Below are 20347 nucleotides of genomic sequence, written 5' to 3'. Positions count from 1 at the left end.
TGCAGTTCGCGTTCCAGGCGGCCAAGGTGAAGCAGCAGTACTGGGAGCAGACCGACAAGGGCGGCAAGGGCGCCGAAACCGTGCTGGCCTGGAACATCAAGGAAAACCGGGAAGCCTGATTCCCCTTTGTCTTTCTGCCCGCGCGGCCTCGCCGAAGCCGAGGTCCCGGGCCTTCCGGCCACGGCTCTTTCCATGAGCCCGACGACCAGGGGGATCCCATGCCAACAGGTTCCGCGCCGCTGGCGCGTGTTCTCAGCGTTTCATCGTCGGCCATGCCCATGCTGGGCGGCGAGCCGGCGCTGGAGCCCATCGCCATCGAAGGCGACGAAGGGCTCAGCAGGCTGTTCCGCTACACCCTGACGCTGGCCACCCCCGAGCAGCCCGGCTACAACGAGCGCCAGGCCGCCAACGTGGCCATCAAGCAGCTGGTGGGCGAGCAGCTCACCGCGCACATCGTGCTCGATGGTCGTCCCGGCAAGGGCCCTGACCAGCGCCACATCTCGGGCCTGGTGACGCGCGTGCGCTTCCTGCGCCTGGAGAACCGGCGCGCGCTGTACGAAGCCGTGATCGAGCCCTGGCTCGCGCTGGCCACGCGCACCAGCGACTACCGCATCTTCCAGAACCAGAACGTGCTGGACATCGTGCGCGAGGTGCTCGGCAAGTACGGGCTGCCCTTCGACTTGCGCGCCACCCGCAGCTATCCACCGCGCGAGTTCCAGGTGCAGTACGGCGAGAGCGACCACGACTTCGTCGCGCGGCTGCTGCACGAGTGGGGCCTGTACTTCTACTTCGAGCACGAGGAGAGCAGCCACAGGCTGGTGATCGTCGACGACATGGCGTCGCACCGGCCCTTCGCCCATGCGGGCTACCAGCGCATTCCCTTCCATGCGGCCGAAGCCACCGTGCGCGAGGAGCACTGCGACCGCTTCAACGCCTGCGAGGCGCTGCAAAGCGGCCGCTGGGTGACCAGCGACTTCGACTTCAAGCGCCCGAAGGCCGAGTTGCAGCAGGTCAGCGCCATGCCGCGCAAGACGGCGCAGGCCACCTGGGAGCGCTACGGCTGGCCGGGCGACTACGTGGTCGAGTCCGAAGGCGAGCAGCTGGTGCGCACGCGCATGGAAGAGACCGGCAGCCAGGGCGAGCGCGCCAGCGGCGCGGGCAACCTGCGCGCGGTGGTGCCGGGCTGCCTGCTCACGCTGGAGCGCCATCCCCAGAACGAGTCGAACCGCCAGTACCTGGTGACCGACGCCCGCCTGCGGCTGCAGGACGTGGGCGATGCCAGCGCGCAGCAGGAGTTCGAGTGCCGCGTCGATTTCGAGGTGATCCCGGCGAGCAAGGTGTTCCGCGCGCCGGCCCCGCCGGTGCCCAGGCCGCGCACCACCGGTCCGCAGACGGCGATCGTCACCGGCCCGGCCGGGCGCGAGATCTGGACCGACGAATACGGCCGCGTGAAGCTCAGCTTCCACTGGAACCGCTACTGCACCAAGGACGAGAACAGCTCGTGCTGGGTGCGCGTGTCCTCGCCCTGGGCCGGCACCAACTTCGGCGGCATCCAGATTCCGCGCATCGGCCAGGAGGTGATCGTCGATTTCGAGAACGGCGACCCCGACCGGCCCATCGTCACCGGGCGCGTCTACAACGCCGACAACATGCCGCCGTGGACCCTGCCGGACAACGCCACGCAGAGCGGCCTGCTCACCCGCAGCTCCGAAGGTGGAAACAGCACGACTGCCAACGCACTGCGCTTCGAGGACAAGAAGGGCCAGGAGCAGCTGTGGCTGCATGCGGAGCGCAACCAGGACATCGAGGTCGAGCACGACGAGACGCACTGGGTGGGGAACGACCGCATCAAGACCATCGACCATGACGAAACCACGCACGTCAGGCATGACCGCACCGAGACAGTGGACCACGACGAAACCATCACCATCGGCAACAACCGCATGGAGACGATCAAGGCCAACGAGCTGCTGACCGTGCTGCAGAACATGAACCGCTTCGTGGCGCTCACCTCGTCCGAGGAGGTCGGCATCGCCAAGACCTCGCTGGTCGGCCTCACGCAGACGGTGGCCGTGGGCAAGAGCAAGAACGAGCACATCGGCGAGGACTTCTCTCTCACCGTCGGCGAGAAGCTCGTGATCACGGTCGGCAAGAGCCGGCTCGAGATGACGAAGGATGGCGAGGTCACGCTCACCGGCACCCGGTTCGACTTCCGGGCCACCGGTGCGGTGCGGATCAACGGCAAGGTCATCGATCTTTGCTGAGGCCTGGACCGAAGGAAAGGCAGGACTTCGCTCATGGCGCTGGATCCCAAGGCCACTTCATCGGCGGCGTCTTCGCTCGGAACGCCGGGCGGCCTGGGGGCGGGCCGGATCGCGCGCGTCGCGGTGATCGTGGGCAGGCCGGCGCCGAAGACGCCTGCGAGCGAAGCACCGCCTGAAGGCGGCCGCGACGTGGGCCAGGCGATCGTGGTGTGCACCGCGCCCGATGTCTGCAAGACGCCCATCGGTTCGTTGACGCCGCCCATTCCCTACCAGATCACCGGCAGGCTCGGCGACGACGCCAACACGTCGCAGAACGTGTTTCTCACCGGCCTCAGGGCCTTCAAGTTCGACAGCGTCGTCACGAACGTCAAGGGCGACGAGCCGGGATCGGCCAAGGGCATCAAGTCGGGCACGGTCGGCGACATCGCGGAGCCGAAGACGGCGTCCACCGTCGTTCGCGTCAACGGCCAGTGGCTGGTGCGCGATGGCGACACCTTCTGGATGAACAAGCGCAACACCGTCGGCGAGCTGATCTACAAGAAGGACCGCGGCAAGTACTGGCCACCCGCCGATGCGGAGGCCATCGACGACAGCGAGGCCGAGGCGCTGCTCGCGCGGGCGCGGGCCGACGGCGCCGTGATCGAGACTTTCGAGACGGACCAGGAAAAGACCGGCAAGGCACGCCTGATTCCCGCGACGGGCATGGCCGACTACGCGAGTCTGCTGCGTACGGCGATGGGCGAAAAGCCGATCCTGCTGGCGCAGGCCCAGTTGCAGCCGATGCCCAACGCCACGGCCAGCGACGCACGCGCCGGCGCGATCCCGCAGACCCGGCCGACACCGGCGTTCCAGCCCGGCCCCGCGGCCAACGACAACAACTTCCGGCCGCCCGCGGGCATGCCCCGCCCTGGAGGCGGTACAGGGCTGGCCGGCAAGGGCAGCGTGGCAGGCAAGCTGTTGTTCGTCCTCTGGATCGTCCAGGGCGCGCCGATGCCGGGCGACAACCTCGTCCTCGGCAAGGCCGGCGCGAAGCGCGTCCTCGAGGGCATCACCCCGCAGACGCCGCAGGAGCAGGCGATCTACGACCAGGCCCTGGACCACCTCGCCGAATACAAGGCCGGCGTGTACGACTCCTGGTGGCCCACGGGTGCCGACAAGTACGACGCGGAAGTGCGCAAGGCCGTCGAAGACCAGTTCGCCGAACAGCGCACGCGTGCACAGCAGCAGCAACAGGCGCAGGCCTCGCAGCCCCAGGCTGCGGCGAATCCGGATCCGGAGGCCGGCGTGCGCGTCGAAGGCCAGCCCGATCCCTGCAACCCCGGGGCCCATGGCAAGAACAACTGCCCGCCCGGCGAGGATTCCCATCACATCATCGCGGACTACATCATGCGGCTGGGAACCCGCAAGGAGCCGGGTGTGCGTCTGCCGGGCGCTCCCTCGCTCGACGACGGCCCCGCGATCTGCCTGACCGAGAAGGAGCATGCGCGTGTGCACCAGCTGATGGATGGTGCAATCAAGGCCGCCGGCGGGGATGCCGGCACGGTTTCCTTCGAGAAGGCCAAGCAGATCGCGTACGAAGCACTGGGAGAAGCGAAAAAGGACTGCAAGGGAAAATTCGAAGCGGCGACCGATGAATACTTCAAGAATGTTCCCGAGGACGCGTTGGCGCGTGCCTTCAAGACAGCACCGAAAGCGATCAAGGACAAGGCTCTCCAGACATTGGAATCGGCGTGGGAAAAACTCCGCCCCCTCAATCCACCCCAATAGGCGCATCACCCATGGAGCAATTCGATTCCCCACCCGAGAAACCAGAACTCAGGATTGAAACCGGCGTTGCGGCAACGAAGGATTTCCTGATCATTTCCTGTTCGAAAAAGGAAGACCGCTTCGAGGGCTTCTCCCGCGTCTGCGTGTTCAATGCCGGTGCGCAGGTGCCATGGCATTATTTCGATCTTCCCTTGACCATCCTCGCCAGCGCGGCGTACCACCCTGCTGCCGCAACGGCCGCATCGCTGGTCCTGGTGGGGGAGGACGGCGATGTCTTTCGCCTGCCGCTCGATGGCAGGCCGGCCATCGAGCGTGTCGCGGGCTCCGGCCTGTGGAACGACGATTCCGAAGGCTGGGGCTATCTGACGGGTGCGCGCCAGATCGGTGAACACCTGTATGTCTACGGGGCGGGAGGCCAGATCTACCGCCGTGCGGACGACGGCACGTGGCAGCACATGGACGATGGCCTGCTGCAGAAACCGGACGGCGTGCACAACGTCTTCATCAACGCCGTCGATGGCGCGGGAGCGCGCGATATCCATGCCGCGGGCTGGGACTCGAAGGCCGATGCGGGGCTGCTTTTCTTTCGTGAGGACGATGCCTGGAAAAAGGTCCAGCTGGAAACGGCCGAACTCAATGGCCTGTGCGTCGAAGACCGCGAGACCGTCTGGGTCTGCGGCAAGGACGGAACCCTGCTGCGCGGAAATCGAAGGACAGGGTTCATCGACGTCTCCGGAACCGAAGACGTCAGGGACTACAGCGACGTGAAGGTCTATGCGGGCAAGGTCTACCTGGCGGCCCCCGAAGGATTGTTTGTACGCGAGAACGATGCCATCGAGTCCGTCGTGACCGGCCTGGTGCCCGAGTACCGCGACGGCCATGTGCTGCAGGTGGTCGACGGCGTGCTGTGGTCCATCGGCTATGCGGACATCGCGCGCTACGACGGCCGGGCGTGGGAGCGCATTGCGTTCCCCGGCAATCCGCCGATCGTGTAGGCCCCATGGCCTTGTGGAAGCGCGACGTGGACTGGGTGGGCGAGGCGGCCCGGCGCATCGGCTGCTGCGGCCTGGCCGCATGGCTGCCGGAGTTCGCCGCCTGGGCCGAGCTGACGCCCACCGAGTGCCCGCCGGCGCGGCCTGCCCGCAAGGCCGGCTACGCCAGCCTGTCGCGTGGCGTGAAGATGACGCTGCACTATCCGTTCGCCGACCGGGCCTCGTGCGCCGATGCGCAGGGGTGGGTGCTCGGCGAGCTCGAGATCGATGCGTCGAGGCTCCCGCTGCCCTTCGGTCTCGATCCCGGCCGCGAGACACCGCATGGCGCGCGGCGCAAGCTCTCGAACGACACGGCCTTCGGCCGCCCGGTCGACTTCCGCGACGGCAATCGGCGCATCGTTCACTATCTGCCCGACGGGCGCGTGGTCGGCGTCGGCTTCAAAGCCTCGTTGGAGGGCATCGAGAACCTGTACCTGCAGCGTATCGTCGCGATGCCCGACTTCCGCACGCTGGACGTTCCGTGACGAGCCCGCTCCCGCATCCGTCGGGCACGCCCTTCCTGCCGGCCCGGCCGGTCCCGAAGGCGCCCGCTGCCGGCGAGGCCGTTCATCATGTCGATGCCTGCGGCACGCGCTGTCCGGTGCCGATCCTGCGGCTGCGCAAGGCCGTTGGCCGCAGCATGCCGGGGCAGGTGATCGTCCTCGTGACGGACGACCCCTCGGCCCTCGCCAATGTCCAGCAGGCCTTGGCCTGGCTCCCGGCCCAGCTCTTTGCCATCCGCCGCGAAGACGATCGCGTCATCTTCACCCTGCTGCGCCAATGACGGCGTTGCCCGGCAGCCTTCCACTTCCACTGCGCAGGACCCGGCATGGCCCCCACGCTTGAGAACCACACGCCGTTCTCGGCCCTTGCCTTCTCGCAATTCCATCGCGACGGCACCGACATGGCCGTGCTGTCGGTGCGCGGCACCTTCCACCTCGTGCCGGGCGCGCCGCTGGTGCTTGCGCCTCGGCAGGACGACGTCGAGCTCGCCGACCGCTACGAGGGCGATCCCGCACACGGCCTGCTGGTGCGGCCCTGCGATATCGTGCCCTTCAGGCCGGCGGCCGACCTGACCATCGTGGGCGCGAGCTGGGCGCGGCAAGGCGTGGCGGCCCGCTCGTGGATCACCGGCGTGCGCCTGGGCAAGCTCGAGAAGATCCTGCGGGTGCATGGGCCGAGAGTCTGGCGCCCGGCCACAACGCAGCAGGACAAAGATGGGGCGACCGGCAAGGACTGGAGCCTCTCGGAAGCCCGCCCCGTCAAGGCGGTCGCTCTCGACTGGCGCAAGGCCTTCGGCGGGCCGATTCCTGGAACCGGGAAGGCCGAAACACCGGCCGATGCGCATCGCTTCAATCCCATCGGCTGCGGCATCGTCGATGCGCAGCACAGTCCTCCGGATGTCGACATTCCCGCGCCCTGCATCGAGGATCCTGCCGATCCGATTCTCGACTGGCGCCGACGAGACCACGTACCGCAGGGTCTGGCGCCGCTTCCGCCGGTCTGGCGTTTCCGGCAGCAGTATGCGGGCACCTACGATGACGCCTGGCTCGCTGAAAAACATCCTCTGCTGCCCGACGATTTCGACTATCGCTTCTATCAGTACGCAGCGCCGGACCTTGTTCATCACGCACGCCTGAATGGCGATGAGGAACTGCAGCTCCTTCACATGCACCCGGACCATGCGCACATCCAGGTCTGGTTGCCGGGCGTGCAACTGTCCGCCACGGCCTATCGGCAGGATGGGGACGCGGCCCGCCTGGCACCGATGCTCGACGGCGTCCATGTGGATCTGACTTCCGATCCTGCGGCGGTCTGTCTGACATGGCGATGCTGGGTGCCCAAGCGCTCGGGCATCCGCTTGCTCGAACTCCAGGTCGAGAACCCCTCGCGGCTTCTCGAGGTTGCGCGCAAATACGTCAGGCACGAGCGGGTGTCGGGCGCAGCATGCGATCGAGCGGCTCGGGATTTCCTTTAGCAATCCTCCAGACCGAGGTTGCGCAAGATCTGCGCTGCCCACGGCCTCAAGTTCCGCGCACAGGCCTTGGCGATCTGTCAGCCCAGCAGTTCGATCGCTGCCTGGACGATCGGCCGTGCCCAGGCCGGCGTGGCCGCGAGCGCGGCCAGGTCGCCCGGCTGCGGAAAGACGGGCTCGCCCGCGCTCAGCTCCAGCACCAGCACCGGGTCTGCGATGTCGCCGCCGGGCGGCGCCTCCGCGCTGTTGTCGAAGACCTGCAGCCGCGTGAGCTTGGGCAGCAGCTTGATGAGGTTGGCGCGCGATGCGATCCAGCGCTCGCGGATCTTGGCCTCGGGGATGTCGTGGCCGCCGCGCGCCACGCGCGCCCGCACGCGGGCGATGTGCTGCTCGGGGGAGGACAGCCCGCAGAAGATCATGACCACGTCGTGGCTCGATGCGGCGCGGGCGAGCAGCGCGGGAATGGTGCTCGCGCCCAGCGTGGTCTCGAAGGCATAGTTGGAGCCTTGCGCGATGGCCGCTTCCAGCCGTTCGCGGCCGAGGTTCCATGCGCGGGCGTTCGCCTCTTCGGGCGCGATCCCGAGCTGCGCGATGAGCTCCCGCGCGCAGGTGTCCGGGTTGAACCAGGTCAGGCCATGCTCGGCGAGCAGGGCGCCGCCGACCGAGCTCTTGCCCGCGCCGTTGACGCCGGCCAGCACCAGGATGAATGGGCGCGTGGCCGCCGTCATCAGAAGGTGTCGCCCGCCTTCGGGCGGCGCCCGAGCTTGCCCTTGGCGGCAAACAGCTTGCCCATCTGCGCCGCCGCTTCCGGCTGCTGCAGCACGCCCAGTCGCACGTCGAAGCGGCGCCCGAGTTCGTCGAGCACCGACTGCTCGCGTGCCTTGAGCGCCTGCGCGTCTTCCACCAGCTGGTTGTAGGTGGCCGCGGTCAGCAGCACCATCTCCACCGTCGAATGGTTGGTCACGGCCAGGCTGCCGGTCTTCTGGACCTGGCGGACCACGTCGCCCCAGCGGTTCTTGACGTGGGATGCGTTCTGGCGGGGCAGTTCATCGAGGTTGGGCAGGATGGCGGCCATGGTGTGCTCCTTTGAGTGCCATTATGGCAAAAATAGCAAAAATGGACAAAATGCCTGGAGGAAGCCATTTTCCGGCAATCCAGACGACCCTGCCGTCGCCCGGATTGATATGGCGCAAGGCCCGCGCCGTCCGCGGGGCCTAAGGTCTGCGAATACGCCCGCACGTGGGCCGTATTTCCGAAGGAGCTTCCGCCATGCAGACCCCGAAATCGATCCTCCTGCACCTCGACGGCTCGGCCCGCACGGCGGAACGCATCGCGCTTGCGCGCCGCCTGGCCGAGGCCTTCGATGCGCAGGTGACCGGCGCGCCGTGCACCCTGTCCACGCTCATGCGCTATCCGTTTGCGCTGGAAGGCGCCGCAGAGGCCGTGGCGATCATGCGGGAGGGCGACAAGGCCGCGTGGCAGAGGATGTACGCGAGCTTCACGGCCCAGGCCGCCGGCTCGCCCCGCATGCACTGGACCGAACAGGAGCGCGACGCGCCATGGGGTTTCGCTCGCCGTGCGCTCTACGCCGACCTGGTGATCCTGGGGCAGCGCAATCCCGAAGACCCCATGGCCTCCGAATTGCCCGGTGACTTCCTGCCGCACCTGCTGGTGGAAAGCGGGCGGCCCGCGCTGGTGCTGCCCTATGCGGGTCCGCTGGTTGCGGTGCCCGGCACCGTGCTGCTGGCATGGAAGGAAACCCCAGAGGCCGCGCGCGCGGTGTCGGCCGCGCTGCCCTGGCTGCGCGCCGCCTCGAAGGTGCATGCAGCCTGCTATGGCGAAGGCGCCGAAGCATCCTTGAAACAACTGCAGCGCTATCTTGCCGCTCAGGGGATTGCCGATGTCTCGCTGCATGCGGACCGCACCGGCGAGGGGGATGCCGGCAACAGGCTGCTGTCGATGGCCGCGGACCTGGGCGCGGACCTGCTCGTGATGGGCTGCTACGGCCACGGCCGGGCGCGCGAATGGATCCTGGGCGGCGCCACGCGCACGATGCTCGCGTCGATGACGCTGCCCGTGCTGATGTCGCACTGACGACGCACCGACCCCCCACGCAGGAGCAGCCATGCGCATCGATTTTCTGGGCGGAACTGGCACCGTGACCGGTTCCAAGTACCTGCTGACGCACGAAGGCCGGCGGCTGCTGGTGGACTGCGGGCTGTTCCAGGGGCTGAAGCAGCTGCGGCTGCGCAACTGGGACGCTCTGCCCTTCGACGCATCGGCCGTCGATGCCGTGCTGCTGACGCATGCCCACATGGACCACAGCGGGTTCGTGCCGCGGCTCGTGAAGCTCGGCTTCAAGGGACGGGTGTATTGCACGGCCGCCACGCGCGACCTGTGCGAACTGCTGCTGCCCGATTCCGGCCGGCTGCAGGAGGAGGAGGCCGACTTCGCCAACCGGCACGGCCATTCGAAGCACAAGCCGGCGCTGCCGCTGTACACCGAGCAGGAAGCACGCGCCGCGCTGAAGCGGTTCGAGTGCGTGGCCTTCGACGAGGAATGTTCGCCCTGGCCCGGCTGGTCGTGGCAGCTCTCGCGGGCCGGCCACATCCTCGGCGCGGGCAGCCTGCGTGTGGAATGGAAGGAAGGCAGCATCCTGTTCTCGGGCGACCTGGGCCGCAGCGACGACCTGGTGATGCGGCCGCCCCAGGAGGCCGTGCCGGCCGACTACGTGGTGGTGGAGTCCACCTATGGCAACAGGCGGCACCTGGACGCGGACACCCTCGGCGAACTCGCGGGCGTGATCAACCGCACTGCCGCACGCGGCGGCGTGCTGGTCGTGCCGGCGTTCGCGGTGGGACGCGCGCAGACCCTGCTGTACTGCATCCAGATGCTCAAGCGCGAAGGCCGCATTCCGGACATGCCGGTGTATCTCAACAGTCCGATGGCCGCGGATGCCACGCGACTCTACAAGGCGCACCTGGACGAGCACCGCATGAGCGCCGCGCAATGCGCCGACATGAGCGGGAAGACGATCATCGTCAACACGCTGGAGGAGTCCAAGCGCCTCAACAGGCTGAGCTATCCGTCGATCATCGTGTCGGCCAGCGGCATGGCGACGGGCGGGCGGGTGCTGCATCATCTGAAGGCCTACGCGCCCGATGCGCGCAACACGATCCTGTTCGCGGGCTTCCAGGCCGCCGGCACCCGCGGCGCGGCGCTGGTGGGCGGCGCGGACGCGGTGAAGATCCATGGCGCCTATGTGCCGGTGCGGGCCGAGGTCGCCAACCTCGAGACCCTGTCCGCCCATGCCGACCGCGAGCAGCTGCTGGCATGGCTCTCGTCCCAGAAGGCACCGCGCCGCGTGTTCGTGACGCACGGCGAGCCCGTGGCCGCGGACGCGCTGCGGCTGGCCATCGAGGAGCGCTACGGCTGGCCGTGCACCGTGCCCGACTACCGCGAGTCGCGCGAGCTGTGAACGCCCGGCCGGCGGCTAGGGCCGGGCCGCCGCCAGCACCCTGGCCAATGCGCGCGCGAGTTCGCCGCGCGTGTAGGGCTTGCGCAGTAGCTCCCAGCTTTGCGGCACGTCCCGGTCGGCGTCGAGCAGTTCCGACGAGAAGCCGGACATGAGAAGGATCGCGAGCCGCGGAAAGCGCTGCTGCGCCTCGGCCGCGAGCCGGGTTCCGCGCATGCCGGGGCCGAGCGCGATGTCGCTCAGCAGCACGTCGAAGGAATCCGCATCCGTTTCCATGCTCAGCAGCGCCTGTTCGGCATTGCCCGCGGTCACCACGCTGCAGCCGAGCGTCATGAGAAAGGTGTGGACGACCCTGCGCACTTCGGCGTCGTCCTCGACCAGCAGGACCCGCAGGCCGGCAGGAATCGCCTGGTCGCCGTTTTCTTCCTCCGCGGCCGCAGGGGCCGGGTCGTACAACTGCGGAAGATAGAGCGTCACGGTGGTACCCGCGCCCGGCCGCGTCGCGATGGCCACGGCGCCCTTGGACTGCTTCACGAAGCCGTACACGGTGCTCAGCCCCAGGCCGGTGCCCCGGCCGGCCTCCTTGGTGGTGAAGAAGGGCTCGAAGGCGCGCTCCTTCACTTCCTCGGTCATGCCGGTGCCGCTGTCGGCCACCGAGATGGCAACGAAGCTGCCGTGCGCGTCGTGGTCGCTGAGTTCGTTGTGCACCTCCGGCGGCAGCGCACCGCAGGCCTGGGCGCGGAAATGCAGCGTGCCGCCCTCGGGCATGGCGTCGCGGGCGTTGATGGCGATGTTCAGCAATGCCGATTCGAGCTGGCCCGGATCGGCGAGCACTGGCGGGCAATCCGCCGCGGCCTCGATCGCGATGCCGATGCGCTGGTCGAGCGTGCGCCGCAGCATGTCGGCCAGGGAGTGCAGCATCGCATGCGTGTCCACCGCGTTGGGCTGCAGCATCTGCCGGCGCGAGAAGGCCAGCAGCTTGCCCGTGAGCTCGGCGCCGCGCCGCGAGGCCCGCGCCGCGGCGCCCACCAGCTGCTGGGCATAGCCGTCCTGCGCGATGGCGGGCAGTTCCTCGAGCACCTGCAGGTTGCCCTGGATGACGGTGAGCAGGTTGTTGAAGTCGTGCGCGATGCCGCCCGTGAGCTGGCCGACGCTTTCGAGCCGCTGGGCATGGTTGAGCGCCTCTTCGGTCTGCACGCGCTGCAGGCTGGTGGCCAGCAGGTTCGAAAGCGATTCGAGGAAGCGCAGCTCCTCGTCGCCGAAGCGCTTGGCTTCGCGCGATCGCACGGTCAGGACGCCGATGAAACGGCCGCGGTCGTAGAAGGGCACGGCCAGCGCACTGACCAGCCCGGCATCGAGGTAGGCCTGCGGCACCGCGAAGCGCCGCTCACTGCCGTAGTCGGGCACCACCACCGGCCGTCCCTCGGCAAACACGAAGCCGGGCGGCGTGTTCGCATGGCTGGGAATGCGCACGCCGATTTCTTCCCCGGGCACCAGGCCCACACCGCTGGCCACACGGAATTCGAGGCGGCTGCTGTCCAGCAGCAGCACCATGGCCACCTCGACCTCCAGCGCTTGGGCGGCCATGGCGGGCACGTGCTCGAGCACCACCTGCAGGTCGCGGGTGTCCACGGCCAGGCGGCCCAGCTGCGCGAGGTGGTCGCTGTAGCGCGCCCGCTGCAGCGCCTGCTTCACGCGGGGATAGGCGCCGATGTCGCGGATGGCGGCCACCACGAAGGGCAAGCCCTGGCTCTGCAGCGGGCTGAGCGCGATCTCCACCATCACCTCGCTGCCGTCCTTGCGCTTGGCGACCAGTTCCATCTGCGTGCCCATGGGCCGGGGGCGCGGCGCCTGGCCGTAGGCCTCCCGGTAGGCGGCGTGGCGCGGGCGGATGCTGTCCGGCACCAGCGCGTCGACGTTAAGGCCCACCAGTTCGTCGACCGCGTAGCCCAGCAGGGTGGCCGCTGCGGGGTTGGCCAGCACGATGCGGCCGGCCTGGTCGACCAGCAGCAGCGAGTCCGGGTAGGAAATGAAGAGCGAACGGAAGACGCTGCTCTCCTCGATGCCCGAAGGCAGCCCGGGCAGGGTGGGGGCGGCCGGGGGAGAAGAGGGCGTGTTCATGGACTCAGCCCTGGACGACGGGCGGGACCAGGATGTAGCCCGCGCCACGCACCGACTTGACGATCTGCGGATCGTCCGGGTCGGCCTCGATCTTCTTGCGCAGCCGGCCGACCTGCACGTCGATCGTGCGGTCGAAGGGCGCGGCCTCGCGTCCGCGCGTCTGCTCGAGCAGGAAGTCGCGCGAGAGCACGCGTCCGGGGTGCCGCGCAAATGCGCTGAGCAGGTCGAATTCGCCGCCGGTGAGCGCCACGCTCTGTCCCTGCGGGTTCGTGAGGCTGCGGGCCGCGAGGTCGAGCTGCCAGCCGGCAAAGCGCAGCCTGTCGGGCGAGGCAAGGCCGGCCGGCGCGGCCGGGACGGGCGCGCCGGCCGCCGGTGCCTCGTCGGGCGCCAGGCGCCGGAGCACGGCCTTGACCCGCGCCACCAGCTCGCGCAGGTCGAAGGGCTTCGTCACATAGTCGTCCGCGCCCACCTCCAGGCCGACGACCTTGTCCACCGCATCGCCGCGGCCGGTGACGATGACCAGGCCGCAGCGCCAGTTCTCGCGCATGCGCCGGGCGATGGAGAAGCCGTCCTCGCCCGGCAGCCCGAGGTCGAGCAGCACGAGGTCGGCCGGGTCGCTGTCCATCAGCGTCATGAGGGACCTGCCGTCGTGCAGCTGGGTCACGCGGAAACCATGGCTTTGGAGGTAGTTGGCCAGCAGCTGCGTGATGTCGATCTCGTCGTCGAGGACCGCGATGTGAAAGGCGGGTTTCATTCGGAAGGCGTGGATTCGAATGTCACAGCAATGTTAAGAACTGTACAAGCGTAGCACGCACGCCCGGTGCGCGGCACGCCATTCTCGCCCGCCACGGTCAGCCTGCCCAGTGCCGGGCCCTCCTATGGCGCATCGGTGATCCGCATGACGACGCGTCCTTCGACGCGGCCCTGCCGCATGCGGTCGAGCACGGTGTTGATGTTGTCGAGGCGGTCCTCGGTGCACACGGTCCGCACCTTGCCTTCGCCGGCGAATTCCAGTGCTTCCTGCAGGTCCTTGCGCGTGCCGACGATCGAGCCTCGCACCGTCTTGGCGTTGAGCACCATGTCGAAGATCGGCAGCGGAAAGTCGCCGGGCGGCAGGCCGACGAGGGCCATGGTGCCGCGCTTGTGCAGCATGCCCAGGGCCTGGCCGAAGGCGCTGCGCGACACCGCGGTGACCAGCACGCCGTGCGCGCCGCGCAAGGTGCGCTGCAGCTGCGCCACCGGGTCCTCGGTGGCGGCGTTGATGACCATGTCCGCGCCGAGCGCCTTCGCCAGCTGCAGCTGGCCGTCGTGGATGTCGACGCCCACCACGTGAAAGCCCATGGCCTTCGCGTACTGCACCGCAAGATGCCCGAGCCCCCCGACGCCCGAGATCACCACCCAGTCGCCCGGCTTGCAGTCGAGCATCTTCAGGCCCTTGTAGACCGTGACGCCGGCGCACAGCACCGGCGCGATCTCGGTGAAGCCCACGTTGGCAGGCAGCCGGCCGATGTAGCCGGGGTCGGCCAGCACGTACTCGGCGTAGCCGCCATTGACGGTGTAGCCGGTCATCTGCTGCTGGTCGCACAGCGTTTCCCAGCCGGTGATGCAATGTTCGCAGTGTCCGCAGGCCGTGTGCAGCCAGGGCACGCCCACGCGGTCGCCTTCCTTCACTTCCTTCACGCCGGCACCGACGGCCGCGACGAAGCCGACACCTTCGTGGCCGGGAATGAAGGGCAGCGAAGGCTTCACGGGCCAGTCGCCGTCGGCGGCGTGCAGGTCGGTGTGGCACACGCCCGACGCGACCACTTTCACGAGCACCTGGCCGGGCGCGACCTCGGGAACGGGTACGTCCTCGATCTGCAGGGGGCGGCCGAATTCCCGTACGACGGCGGCCTTCATGGTTTGCATCGCTTCTGTTCCTCAGGCCTCCACGGCCAGTTCGTTGACCACCGAAACCACGCCGGGCGCGGACCATGCGGCGCCGCGGACCGCCTCGAGCTCCGCCCAGGAGCGCACCTTGCCGCGCAGCACGACCTGCGAGCCGTTCACGTCGACCGCGACTTGCCGCGGCGCGTCGTGGAACACGCGCACGAGCGCGTCCTGCACCTGCCGCTCCACGTCCGCGGAGCACACCTGCAGCCTGATCTTCACCAGGTTCGTGAGGCCGGTGACGCCCAGCAGGTTGCGGACCGTCGATTCGGCGGCCCGGCGCTGGTAGTCCCAGTCGACTTCGCCGGTCAGCGTGACCCATCCGCCTTCGACCATCGGCCGGACCGCGTCGCGGGGCACCTGCACATTCCATTCGAGTGCGTGGCCGACGGCCTGCGCGATGTCGGCGTCGGTGCGCTCGAGGCCGGCGGCCAGCTTCACCGAGGTCTCGACGGCCAGCGCCTTCACGCCGCCGACGCGCAGCACGGCCTGTTCTGCCGCGAGCTTTTCGGCGTAGCTGCCGAGATGGCCCGTCAGCGTCACCACGCCGTGGTTGACGATGACGCCCAAGCCGGCCGCGGAGACGGCCGGATCCCATGCCAGCTCGGCCTGGATGTCTGCCCTGAGTTGTGTATCGGATTTCATTGGATTCCTGTCGATGGAGGGGGGCTGCGGCACCGGGGCTCAGCCGCCTGCTTCCTGGCGCACCAGCAGCACGGGCACCGGGCTGCCGCGCACGACGAGGTCGGCGTCGCTGCCCAGCGCGAGGCGGCTGAAGCCGCGCCGCCCGTGGGTGCCCATCACGACCAGGTCGCATGCGGCGGTCTTGGCCTCTTCGATCACGACGTCGGCGATCCGCCCCCGCGTGACCTCGCGCAGGACGGTGTCGGCTTCCACTTCGGAGTGCGATGCGGCGTCCTTGCCGGCTGCCAGCACGGATTCCCCGTAGGCCCGCATCTTCTGCAGGCCGGCGTCGAAGCTGGAGATGGTCGACATCTCCATCAGCATCGGAAAGTCGTCGATCACGTGCAGCAGGCGCAGTTTTCCTTTCTGCTCGGCCGCCAGGCGGATGGCCTCGCGCAAGCCGCGTTCCGCCGTGGGGCTGCCGTCGATGGGAACAAGAATGCGGTGGTACATGGCGCTGTCTTCCTCTCGGCCGGACTGAAGGGGCGTCCGCCACCGGCCGATTGGCGGACACGTCGATTCTTCGGCCGGTGCGCGCGCGCGGACTTGCGCCATGTCAAGCCAGCGGCAGGGAACCGGGCGGCGGTCGGTGCCGGATGGCGCTCAGCGGTGCCGGGCCCGCTCGGCCGCGGCCTGGCAGGCGGCGCAGCGGATGGCCATCGGCTGCGCCAGCAGCCGTTCGCGCGGAATGTCTTCGCCGCAGTCGGTGCAGATGCCGTAGCGGCCTTCGGACATGCGTTGCTGCGCTTGCTCGATCTCGCTCAGCCGCCGGCGGTCGACCTCGATCTCCGCGAAGCGCACGTCGTCCTGGCGCTCGGTCTCGGCCTCGTCGGCATGGCTTCGGACCTCGTGCGCGTCGTCGGCCGCGGCTGACGGAACGCCGGGGGCGCTTGCGCGCAGATCATCCAGTGCCTGGCTCTTCAGGAATTCGAGCTTCCGGGCCAGCATGTCGCGGTCGCTTGCGTTCAGGTGTTTCATGGCGTTCTCGTTGAAATCGGCGGTCGAGGAAAAGAGGAGGTCGCGGCCGCCCGCTGCTGCGGCATGCGCACGGCGACATACGCCTGCCGTCCGTCGCGCAGCACCAGCAATGCGATCGGCCGGCCGGCCGGCGCGCGCGCCAGTGCCTGCCTGAACTGATCGACGCGATCGAGGCGCATGTCGTTGACGGCGACGATGAAATCGCCGGCGCGGATGCCTTCGCTGCGCGCGAGCCCGGTGGCGTCGCGCACCAGCAGGCCGCTGCCGATGCGCAGCTGCGCCATCTGCGCCGCAGACACCTCGCCCAGGCTCAGGCCCAGGCCGTCGTTCCATTCGGGCGGGGCCGCAGGCGCAAAGGCGGTCCGGGCCACGCGCTGTTGCGACGGCGTGACCCAGACGGTGTGCTGCGCGCCGTGCCGCCAGATCTCCATGCGGCTGCGGTCGCCCGGGATGCGGTCCTCGATCTGGCGCAGCAGGTCCGTCAGGCGCGAGACCGCAATGCCGTCGAAGGCCGTGACGATGTCGCCCTGCAGCAGGCCGGCAGCCTGCGCCGGGCTGTCCGCATCGACGCGGACCACCAGCGCCCCCGAAGCCGCGGGCAGCGCGAAGGACTGGGCCAGCTCGGGCGTCATCTCCTGGAACTCCGCGCCCAGGTGGGCGCGCCGGACCGTGCCGCCCGCGCGCAGCTGCGTGGCGATGCGCATCGCGAGGTTGATGGGCACCGCGAACGACAGGCCCATGTAGCCGCCGCTGCCGCTGTAGATCATCGAATTCATGCCGACGACCTCGCCGCGGCTGTCGAAGAGCGGACTGCCGGAACTGCCCGGATTGATGGCGACATCGGTCTGGATGAAGGGCACGTCGCCGGCCCCGCCCACGAGGCGGTCGACGGCGCTGACCACCCCCGCGGTGACGCTGCCATGGAAGCCGAACGGCGCGCTGATGGCGGCCACCCAGTCGCCGGGCGCGAGCCGCGAGGAGTCTCCGATGACGGCGGCGGACAGGCCGCCGGCATCGATCTTCAGCAGGCCCACATCGGTGCGCTTGTCGGCGCCGACCACGTGCGCCGCAAAGCGCCGGCCGTCATCGAGCCGGACCTGGGCTTCGTCGATGTCCGCGACCACGTGCGCGCTCGTGAGGATCAGGCCGTCGCTGCTGATGATCACGCCGGAGGCCAGGTCGCGGATCTGGCTGATGTGCACGCTGGCCGGCAGCGGCCAGGCGAGGCGGTCGGCAAAGTCGCGCTCGGGCGCGATTTCGAGCTCGATGTCCTCCGGATTCTGGTCGCGTCCGATGCGCAGCGTGCTGATGTCGACCACCGAGGCGCTTCGGCTGGCCACCAGCGAGGAGAAGGCCGGTGCCGGAGGCGTCCCGCCGGACCGCGCGGCGTCGGACGCCGGCGCCGCGACCGGCAAGGGCGCCGTGGCGCAGGCCGCGAGCAGCGCGAACAGGCCGGCACACGCCGGGGCGAGGATGAAGCGGGGGATCGATGGCACGGAATACCTGGTCAGGAAGCCTGGGGCGAGAGGGTGGCGGGCCGGACCGCCGGCTGCGTGCCTTCGGCGGCGCGCACCGCCGTGCCGAAGCCCTGCAGCCGCGCGGCGAAACTGCCGCTGTCGACTTCGCGCGTGGTGAACGCGGTGTCGAGGACGGGAGTGCGTCCGAGCAGGCGGCCGATCTCGGCCACGGCATGGGGGGCGCCGCGCCCTCCCATGACCGATATCACGGCCACATCGGGCAGGTGATTGCACTGCGCGGCCACGAAGCTGCGCATGGGACCGGCCAGGCGCTGGCCCCAGATCGGCGACACCAGCACCACGGCATCGAACTGCGCTGTCTCCGGGCCCTGGTAGCGGATCGCGGGGCGCCGGCGAAAGAAGGAATCGAGCATGCAGCGCCAGCTGCCGGACGCACCGGCGCGCGGCCGTGTCTCGACGATCTCGGCCATGGGCCAGCCCTGCTGGCTGCACAGCAGCTCGGCCACCTTGCGGGACGTTCCCGTGTAGGAGTAAACGACCACGAGGATCTGGTTCATGGCGGTCCTTGGTGTGTGTTCAGGAAAGGCCAATGTAGGCCGCGCGCGGCGCCGCGGCCTTGATCTGGAACAAGCCCGCTTGCCGCGCCGGCGGCGAAGATCCGGCCATCTCGAACACGATCCGCAAAGGAACACCATGAAAATCCTTCTCGCCGTCGACGGCAGCGAATACACGGCCCGCATGCTCGACTACCTGGCCGCGCACAAGGAGTGGTCGAACGCGGGCCATGCGTTCACGGTCTTCAATGCCGTGCTTCCGGTGCCGCATCGCGCCGCGGCATTTGCCGGCCCGGACCTCGTGCACAACTTCTACGACGGCGAGGCGCGCGACGTTCTCGATCCCGTGCGTGCGGCGCTCGCCGTGCATGGCATCGAGGCGGCCTTCGCCCACAAGGTGGGCCATCCGGCGGACGAGATCGCCGCCTTTGCGACGCATGGAAAGTTCGACCTCGTGATCATGGGGTCGCGCGGTCACGGCGCACTGGCGAACCTCGTGCTGGGCTCGGTGGCGATGAAGGTGCTGGCCCGTTGCACGGTGCCCGTGCTGCTGGTGCGCTGAGTGGCCGTGGCCGCACCGAGGATGTTTTTCCAACGCCGAAAGGATCTGCCATGAAAACTGCCCACATGCTGGGAGCGGCCGCGCTGGCCCTTCTGGCCGGTTGCACCGCGCTGCCCTCGAGGGACGGCACGCAGGACAAGGACCATGCGCTGCACCATCCGTCCGCGGGGCCTGCGACCCCGGCGTTGACGCCGGACCAGCAGATGGCGCGGATGCGCGAGATGCATCGGAAGATGATGGGCACCCGCACGCCCCAGGAACGCCAGGCGCTGATGGCCGAACACATGGAGGCCATGCAGGGCGGGATGTCGATGATGTGCCAGATGGGTGCGGCGCCGGCCGCGCAGCCCGGTGCCCCCGCCGGCGACATGATGAAGCGCTGCATGGCCATGAAGGACATGGCCACGCAGATGATGCTGGACCGCGAAAAGCCCCCGTCGCCCGCACGCTAGCCAGCTCGGCGCCGTGCCGCAGCGGCGCGGCCCGCTCAAGGCACCAGCACCGCAGCGCCCTCGATCCGGCCTGCGCGCAGGTCGGCCAGTGCCTCGTTGGCCTGCGCCAGCGCATAGGTCGTGGCGTGCACCCGCAGCGGATGCGCCTGCGCGAAATCGAGGAACTCGCGCGCGTCGGCGCGCGTCAGGTTGGCCACCGACACCAGGCTGCGCTCCTCCCACAGCAGCCGGTAGGGAAAGGCCGGGATGTCGCTCATGTGGATGCCGCCGCAGACCACCCGGGCGCCCTTGCGCACCGCGCGCAGGGCCGCCGGCACCAGTTCGCCGGCGGGCGCGAAGATGATGGCCGCATCCAGCGGCTCGGGCGGGCGCTTGTCGGCATCGCCCGCCCATGCGGCGCCGAGGCTGCGCGCGAAGGCCTGGGCCGCGAGGTCGCCGGGCCGGGTGAACGCGTAGACCTCGCGCCCCTGGGCCTTGGCGGCCTGGGCCACCAGATGCGCCGCGGCACCGAATCCATAGAGGCCCAGCCGGTGCGCGCCCTCGCCGGCGGCCTTCAGGCTGCGCCAGCCGATCAGGCCGGCGCACAGCAAGGGCGCGATGCGGGCGGCATCGGCTTCGGGCATGGACAGCGGCAGGCAGAACGCCGCCTCGGCGACCACATGGCTCGCGAAGCCGCCGTCGCGGTGATAGCCGGTGAAGCGCGGCGCGTCGCACAGGTTCTCGCGTCCCTCGGCGCAAAAGGCGCAGCAGCCGCAGCTGTGGCCCAGCCATGGCACGCCCACCCGGTCGCCGACGCGATGGCCTTCGACACCCGCGCCGAGCGCTTCCACCACGCCCACGATCTCGTGGCCCGGCACGATCGGCAGCACGGGCAGCGGCAGCTCGCCGTCGACGATGTGCAAGTCGGTGCGGCAGACTGCACAGGCCAGCACGCGCAGGCGCAGCTCGCCCGCACCGGGAGCCGGGATCCTGCGGCGCTGCATCTCGAGGGGCAGCATCGCCGCGGGCAGGACCATGGCGCGCATGGTGTCGGGTTCGTCAGTCATGTCGGAACTCGCCTTCCGGGAAGAGGCAGGC

The 20347-nt window shown here is 69.2% G+C and carries 21 protein-coding genes and 1 pseudogene; 11 read left to right on the top strand and 11 right to left on the bottom strand.

Going from position 1 to position 20347, the window contains the following annotated elements:
- The 7 genes and pseudogenes from IB278_RS23710 to IB278_RS23680 all read left to right on the top strand — a co-directional run.
- Window positions 1–119: pseudogene (locus tag IB278_RS23710) on the top strand (type VI secretion system tube protein Hcp); the annotation flags it as partial.
- Between the two features lie 99 nt (window positions 120–218).
- The gene (locus tag IB278_RS23705) at window positions 219–2264 is read left to right on the top strand and encodes a type VI secretion system Vgr family protein (protein ID WP_225613102.1); all 2046 of its coding nucleotides are present in this window, start codon (window positions 219–221) and stop codon (window positions 2262–2264) included.
- Window positions 2265–2297: 33 nt separating this feature from the next.
- A complete protein-coding gene (locus IB278_RS23700) occupies window positions 2298–4031 on the top strand; it encodes a DUF4150 domain-containing protein (RefSeq protein ID WP_192325793.1) in 1734 nt (577 codons plus the stop codon).
- Complete coding sequence (locus IB278_RS23695; RefSeq protein WP_192325791.1) at window positions 3995–5026, top strand: hypothetical protein; 1032 nt, start codon at window positions 3995–3997, stop codon at window positions 5024–5026. Before IB278_RS23700 ends, IB278_RS23695 begins: the two co-directional genes overlap by 37 nt.
- A gap of 5 nt (window positions 5027–5031) precedes the next feature.
- Complete coding sequence (locus IB278_RS23690) at window positions 5032–5547, top strand: hypothetical protein (RefSeq protein WP_192325789.1); 516 nt, start codon at window positions 5032–5034, stop codon at window positions 5545–5547.
- The gene (locus IB278_RS23685) at window positions 5544–5846 is read left to right on the top strand and encodes a sulfurtransferase TusA family protein (RefSeq protein WP_192325787.1); all 303 of its coding nucleotides are present in this window, start codon (window positions 5544–5546) and stop codon (window positions 5844–5846) included. Before IB278_RS23690 ends, IB278_RS23685 begins: the two co-directional genes overlap by 4 nt.
- A 45-nt stretch (window positions 5847–5891) precedes the next feature.
- Window positions 5892–7040 (top strand): DUF2169 domain-containing protein, encoded by a 1149-nt coding sequence (locus tag IB278_RS23680; protein WP_192325785.1) that lies wholly within the window; start codon window positions 5892–5894, stop codon window positions 7038–7040.
- A gap of 77 nt (window positions 7041–7117) precedes the next feature.
- Here IB278_RS23680 and IB278_RS23675 read toward each other — a convergent pair whose 3' ends face one another.
- A complete protein-coding gene (locus IB278_RS23675; protein ID WP_192325783.1) occupies window positions 7118–7765 on the bottom strand; it encodes an AAA family ATPase in 648 nt (215 codons plus the stop codon).
- Entirely contained in the window at window positions 7765–8112 is a 348-nt protein-coding gene (locus tag IB278_RS23670; protein WP_145744171.1) for a type II toxin-antitoxin system prevent-host-death family antitoxin, read from the bottom strand. The genes IB278_RS23675 and IB278_RS23670 overlap by 1 nt, the downstream gene beginning before the upstream one ends.
- 194 nt (window positions 8113–8306) lie before the next feature.
- Between IB278_RS23670 and IB278_RS23665 the strand changes: the two genes are divergently transcribed.
- Together IB278_RS23665 and IB278_RS23660 are read left to right on the top strand one after the other, a co-directional pair.
- Window positions 8307–9131: a universal stress protein gene (locus IB278_RS23665; RefSeq protein WP_192325781.1), complete on the top strand. Its 825-nt coding sequence runs from the start codon at window positions 8307–8309 to the stop codon at window positions 9129–9131.
- A gap of 31 nt (window positions 9132–9162) precedes the next feature.
- On the top strand, window positions 9163–10515 hold the full coding sequence (locus tag IB278_RS23660; protein WP_192325779.1) for an MBL fold metallo-hydrolase RNA specificity domain-containing protein: 1353 nt from the start codon (window positions 9163–9165) through the stop codon (window positions 10513–10515).
- Window positions 10516–10530: 15 nt separating this feature from the next.
- Here the strand turns inward: IB278_RS23660 and IB278_RS23655 are convergent, their stop codons facing one another.
- The 8 genes from IB278_RS23655 to IB278_RS23620 all read right to left on the bottom strand — a co-directional run bounded on the left by IB278_RS23655 (window position 10531) and on the right by IB278_RS23620 (window position 18259).
- Window positions 10531–12633 carry a PAS domain S-box protein gene (locus IB278_RS23655; protein WP_192325777.1) on the bottom strand — a complete coding sequence of 701 codons (2103 nt, stop codon included), beginning with the start codon at window positions 12631–12633 and terminating at the stop codon, window positions 10531–10533.
- Window positions 12634–12637: 4 nt separating this feature from the next.
- On the bottom strand, window positions 12638–13387 hold the full coding sequence (locus IB278_RS23650; RefSeq protein ID WP_192325775.1) for a response regulator: 750 nt from the start codon (window positions 13385–13387) through the stop codon (window positions 12638–12640).
- A gap of 122 nt (window positions 13388–13509) precedes the next feature.
- On the bottom strand, window positions 13510–14541 hold the full coding sequence (gene adhP, locus IB278_RS23645; protein WP_192325773.1) for an alcohol dehydrogenase AdhP: 1032 nt from the start codon (window positions 14539–14541) through the stop codon (window positions 13510–13512).
- A 12-nt stretch (window positions 14542–14553) separates the two neighbouring features.
- Window positions 14554–15207, bottom strand: coding sequence for a BON domain-containing protein (locus IB278_RS23640; RefSeq protein WP_145744182.1), 654 nt, complete (start codon window positions 15205–15207; stop codon window positions 14554–14556).
- Between the two features lie 39 nt (window positions 15208–15246).
- Complete coding sequence (locus IB278_RS23635; protein WP_192325771.1) at window positions 15247–15699, bottom strand: universal stress protein; 453 nt, start codon at window positions 15697–15699, stop codon at window positions 15247–15249.
- Window positions 15700–15849: 150 nt separating this feature from the next.
- Window positions 15850–16224, bottom strand: a complete 375-nt coding sequence (locus tag IB278_RS23630; RefSeq protein WP_192325769.1) for a TraR/DksA family transcriptional regulator — start codon at window positions 16222–16224, stop codon at window positions 15850–15852.
- Entirely contained in the window at window positions 16221–17720 is a 1500-nt protein-coding gene (locus tag IB278_RS23625; RefSeq protein WP_318646698.1) for a trypsin-like peptidase domain-containing protein, read from the bottom strand. The genes IB278_RS23630 and IB278_RS23625 overlap by 4 nt, the downstream gene beginning before the upstream one ends.
- Before the next feature lie 11 nt (window positions 17721–17731).
- Window positions 17732–18259 carry a flavodoxin family protein gene (locus IB278_RS23620; RefSeq protein WP_192325767.1) on the bottom strand — a complete coding sequence of 176 codons (528 nt, stop codon included), beginning with the start codon at window positions 18257–18259 and terminating at the stop codon, window positions 17732–17734.
- 136 nt (window positions 18260–18395) lie between these two features.
- Here IB278_RS23620 and IB278_RS23615 point away from each other — a divergent pair, with 136 nt between their 5' ends.
- Both IB278_RS23615 and IB278_RS33915 read left to right on the top strand, forming a co-directional pair.
- On the top strand, window positions 18396–18818 hold the full coding sequence (locus tag IB278_RS23615) for a universal stress protein (RefSeq protein ID WP_192325765.1): 423 nt from the start codon (window positions 18396–18398) through the stop codon (window positions 18816–18818).
- Window positions 18819–18868: 50 nt separating this feature from the next.
- Complete coding sequence (locus IB278_RS33915; protein ID WP_225613101.1) at window positions 18869–19270, top strand: hypothetical protein; 402 nt, start codon at window positions 18869–18871, stop codon at window positions 19268–19270.
- 35 nt (window positions 19271–19305) lie between these two features.
- Here IB278_RS33915 and IB278_RS23605 read toward each other — a convergent pair whose 3' ends face one another.
- A complete protein-coding gene (locus tag IB278_RS23605; RefSeq protein WP_192325824.1) occupies window positions 19306–20295 on the bottom strand; it encodes a zinc-dependent alcohol dehydrogenase family protein in 990 nt (329 codons plus the stop codon).
- Window positions 20296–20347: the final 52 nt, after the last annotated feature.

This window comes from Variovorax sp. VRV01, from assembly GCF_014852545.1.
GTDB classification, from domain to species: domain Bacteria; phylum Pseudomonadota; class Gammaproteobacteria; order Burkholderiales; family Burkholderiaceae_C; genus Variovorax; species Variovorax beijingensis_A.
This window is presented reverse-complemented; position numbering and strand designations above follow the sequence as displayed.

Excerpts from the sequence above, each read along its gene's own strand:
- IB278_RS23705 (WP_225613102.1), top strand. The coding sequence starts at position 219 with ATGCCAACAGGTTCCGCGCCGCTGGCGCGTGTTCTCAGCGTTTCATCG.
- IB278_RS23700 (WP_192325793.1), top strand. The coding sequence starts at position 2,298 with ATGGCGCTGGATCCCAAGGCCACTTCATCGGCGGCGTCTTCGCTCGGA.
- IB278_RS23690 (WP_192325789.1), top strand. The coding sequence starts at position 5,032 with ATGGCCTTGTGGAAGCGCGACGTGGACTGGGTGGGCGAGGCGGCCCGG.
- IB278_RS23680 (WP_192325785.1), top strand. The coding sequence starts at position 5,892 with ATGGCCCCCACGCTTGAGAACCACACGCCGTTCTCGGCCCTTGCCTTC.
- IB278_RS23675 (WP_192325783.1), bottom strand. The coding sequence starts at position 7,765 with ATGACGGCGGCCACGCGCCCATTCATCCTGGTGCTGGCCGGCGTCAAC.
- IB278_RS23670 (WP_145744171.1), bottom strand. The coding sequence starts at position 8,112 with ATGGCCGCCATCCTGCCCAACCTCGATGAACTGCCCCGCCAGAACGCA.
- IB278_RS23665 (WP_192325781.1), top strand. The coding sequence starts at position 8,307 with ATGCAGACCCCGAAATCGATCCTCCTGCACCTCGACGGCTCGGCCCGC.
- IB278_RS23660 (WP_192325779.1), top strand. The coding sequence starts at position 9,163 with ATGCGCATCGATTTTCTGGGCGGAACTGGCACCGTGACCGGTTCCAAG.
- IB278_RS23655 (WP_192325777.1), bottom strand. The coding sequence starts at position 12,633 with ATGAACACGCCCTCTTCTCCCCCGGCCGCCCCCACCCTGCCCGGGCTG.
- IB278_RS23650 (WP_192325775.1), bottom strand. The coding sequence starts at position 13,387 with ATGAAACCCGCCTTTCACATCGCGGTCCTCGACGACGAGATCGACATC.
- adhP (WP_192325773.1), bottom strand. The coding sequence starts at position 14,541 with ATGCAAACCATGAAGGCCGCCGTCGTACGGGAATTCGGCCGCCCCCTG.
- IB278_RS23640 (WP_145744182.1), bottom strand. The coding sequence starts at position 15,207 with ATGAAATCCGATACACAACTCAGGGCAGACATCCAGGCCGAGCTGGCA.
- IB278_RS23635 (WP_192325771.1), bottom strand. The coding sequence starts at position 15,699 with ATGTACCACCGCATTCTTGTTCCCATCGACGGCAGCCCCACGGCGGAA.
- IB278_RS23630 (WP_192325769.1), bottom strand. The coding sequence starts at position 16,224 with ATGAAACACCTGAACGCAAGCGACCGCGACATGCTGGCCCGGAAGCTC.
- IB278_RS23620 (WP_192325767.1), bottom strand. The coding sequence starts at position 18,259 with ATGAACCAGATCCTCGTGGTCGTTTACTCCTACACGGGAACGTCCCGC.
- IB278_RS23615 (WP_192325765.1), top strand. The coding sequence starts at position 18,396 with ATGAAAATCCTTCTCGCCGTCGACGGCAGCGAATACACGGCCCGCATG.
- IB278_RS33915 (WP_225613101.1), top strand. The coding sequence starts at position 18,869 with ATGAAAACTGCCCACATGCTGGGAGCGGCCGCGCTGGCCCTTCTGGCC.
- IB278_RS23605 (WP_192325824.1), bottom strand. The coding sequence starts at position 20,295 with ATGCGCGCCATGGTCCTGCCCGCGGCGATGCTGCCCCTCGAGATGCAG.